At 61.2% G+C, this 3,251-nt stretch carries 2 protein-coding genes; one reads left to right on the forward strand and one right to left on the reverse strand.

Annotation, left to right across the window (positions count from 1 at the left end; all coding sequences use genetic code 11):
• Positions 1-1,683 (forward strand): FAD-dependent oxidoreductase (locus QM600_RS29190; protein WP_283265248.1); only part of this gene is annotated, 1,683 nt, incomplete at its 5' end.
• A gap of 22 nt (positions 1,684-1,705) precedes the next feature.
• Here the strand turns inward: QM600_RS29190 and QM600_RS29195 are convergent.
• On the reverse strand, positions 1,706-3,251 hold a 1,546-nt coding region (locus QM600_RS29195), incomplete at its 5' end, for an ABC transporter ATP-binding protein/permease (RefSeq protein ID WP_283265249.1).

Below are 3,251 nucleotides of genomic sequence, written 5' to 3' on the forward strand. Positions count from 1 at the left end.
ATGGCGTATGTGATCACGCAGCCGTGCTGCAACGACGCCTCGTGTGTTGACGTGTGTCCGGTCAACTGCATTCATCCGACACCGGACGAAGCGCAGTTCGCGACCACCGAAATGCTCTACATCGACCCCGACACCTGCATTGACTGCGGTGCGTGTGTGGACGAGTGCCCGGTCGAGGCCATATTCCCCGACAACGAACTCAGCGAAGCTGATGCGCCGTACCTCGCGATGAACGCGGCGTACTTCGAAAAGCATCCGATGGGTCCGGACTGGCCCGAGCCGATCAAGATGGCCAAGATCGACGCCGAACTGGGAACGCTGAAGGTCGCTATCGTCGGCTCCGGTCCGGCAGCCTGTTACGCCGCAATGGAACTGACCGGCAAGCCTCGCGTCGAGGTCGACATGTTCGATCGCCTGCCCACTCCGTACGGATTGGTTCGCGCGGGCGTTGCCCCGGACCATCCGGGCACCAAGGGCGTCACCGACCAGTTCCGCGCCGTCGTCGCCAAGAAGACCGTGCATTGCCATTTCAATGTCGAGGTGGGAAACCACATCTCGCATGCCGAACTGCTCGAGCATCACCATGCAGTGATCTACGCGGTAGGTGCAGCCGGCGACCGCAAGCTCGATATTCCCGGCGAAGATCTGCCGGGAAGTCATGCCGCGACCGAGTTTGTGGCCTGGTACAACGGTCACCCGAGTTACGCGGATCGCACGTTCGATCTGTCCGGTGAGCGGGCCGTCATCGTCGGCAACGGCAATGTCGCCCTCGACGTCGCACGCATTCTGGTTACGGATCCCGACGTGCTTGCAAAGACTGACCTTGCCGACCATGCACTGGAAGCGTTGCGTAAGAGCAATATTCGTGAGGTTGTGATCCTGGGGCGTCGCGGTCCGGCGCAGGCCGCTTACACCAACCCCGAACTGTTGGCACTGGGTCTGATGGCCGACGTCGACGTGGTGGTCGATCCGGCTGAGGCCGAACTCGACGACGCCAGCCGCGCATTTGTCGAGAGTGACGCAGCGGAACCGTCGGTGCTGCTCAAGGTCAAGCAAGCGCAGGAATTCGCGTCGCGCACCGCTGACCCCGCACGCAAGCGCATCGTGCTGCGGTTCCTCGCCTCGCCGGTGGAGGTTCTCGGCGACGATGCTGTCCAGCAGGTACGGATCGTGAAAAACGAGCTGGTAGCAACGCCGACGGGTCAGCTTTCGGCGCGGGCCACCTCGGAAACCGAAACCATCGACACCGGACTGGTCCTACGATCCGTCGGTTACCGCGGAACTCCGGTCGCAGATCTGCCGTTCGACGAGGCACGGGGCGTCATTCCAAACGAGAACGGCCGTGTCATCGATACGGAATCCGGAGCTCCGATACCGGGTGTCTACGTCGCCGGCTGGATCAAGCGCGGCCCCAGTGGTGTGATCGGGACGAACAAGTACTGCTCGGCCGAGACTGTGTCGATGATCTTCGACGATTTCGCCAGTGGACGACTTGCAACTCCCGAAGCTGATTCCGAGAAGCTGACGGTCCTCCTCGCGGATCGCTCGCCGGATCAGGTGGACTACCAGGGGTGGCAGCGTATCGACAAGGCAGAACGCGCTTCCGGTGCTGCCGTGGGGCGCCCGCGAACCAAGTTCATCTCCATCGAATCGATGCTCGCAGCCGCTCGCGCCGAGAGCTGACGACTGCAGATTCGGGACCGCCTCACTCCACCTGTTCGGTGAGTGACCACTGTCCCGAACCCTGCAGTTCGAGTTGGCGATTGTGAAAAATATTCAGTGTGCTGCGATGACCCACACTGACGACAATGCTGTCGGGCAACTCGTCGCGGAGCATTCTGTACAACGAGTATTCGAGCCCTTCGTCGATCGCGGACGTTGCCTCGTCGAGGAAGACGGTCCGGGGGCGGATCAACACAACCCGCGCGAACGCCAGTCGCTGTTGTTCGCCCGGTGAGAGGATCCGGGTCCAATCGGCCACCTCGTCGAGTCGGCCGGCCAGATGAGCGAGGTGCACCTTGTCCAGGACCAACCGGAGCATGCCGTCGTCGGTGGTCTGCTGATCCGGATACGCTAACCCCGCGCGCAGCGAGCCGAGAGGGAGATACGGGCGTTGTGAGAGGAAAAGGGTTTCGCCGGTCGGCCGCGTGACGGATCCATCCGCATACGGCCACAACTGCGCGAGGCTGCGTAACAGGGTGGTCTTGCCGCTGCCCGACGCACCTTTGACCAGTAGGGCGTCGCCGGAAACCAGAGTCAGGTCAAGTTCGGAGATCAGGGTTTCACCGGAAGGCACGCGCACGTCGAGTCTTCGGATGACGAGTTGATCCCCGGACTCGGAGACGTCGAGTACCGGTAGTTTGCGGGCACGCTGATTGGCGTCGGCGAGGCCGGTAAGGCGGATGAGGGTGGCCCGGAAACTCGCGAAATCTGCGTACGACTCGCGGAAGAACGACAGCGAATCGTGTACTTGGCCAAAGGCTTGCGCGGTCTGCATGACGTCGCCGAAGGTCACCTGACCTTTGAACAACCGCGACCCCTGCACCAGAAAGGGAAAGATGACCGCGGTCTGATCAACAGCCAGATTGAAACCGCTGAATTTGAGCGTCCGGAAAACGATGGCCCACATGTTGCGGATGACGGCGGCGAAACGCGTTCCCAGCGTTCGGCGTTCGACGTTCTCGCCGCGATAGAAGGCAATACTCTCGCCGTACTCGCGCAGACGTACCAAGGCGTAGCGGAAGGTTGCGCCGAGTTTCTCGTTCATGAAGTTCAGCATGATCAGCGGACGGCCGATCCAGAACGCGAGCGCTGTGCTCACAAGCACGTAGATGTAGACCAGGAAGATCATGGCCCGCGGGATCTCGGTGCCGAGAATGGTCAACGGTCCGGAGAGATCCCACAAGATCCTGGTGAAGCTCACGATCGACACCATCGCCGTGACCGCGCCCATCGACAGAGTGTGTGAGGACGCCACGAATGTTGTGATGTCCGTCTGGATGCGCTGATCGGGGTTGTCGATCGGATTCTCCAGGAAATTTCCTCGGTAGTACGCCCGGCCGTCGAGCCAATCGTCGGTCAGTTGATCGTTGAGCCAGGTACGCCACTTGATCTCGAGGGTTTGCCCCACCAGATAGGTGACCAGAGAAGTTACGACGTGGATGACGGCCAGGATGGCGAATACTCCGAGGTAGTGCCAGAATCCGGCTTCGTCGAGGTTTTGGATGGTGTCGTAGAAATCCTTGAACCAG

Origin of the sequence: Rhodococcus sp. IEGM 1379 (genome assembly GCF_030056815.1) — a bacterium.
Classification (GTDB): Bacteria; Actinomycetota; Actinomycetes; order Mycobacteriales; family Mycobacteriaceae; genus Rhodococcus_F.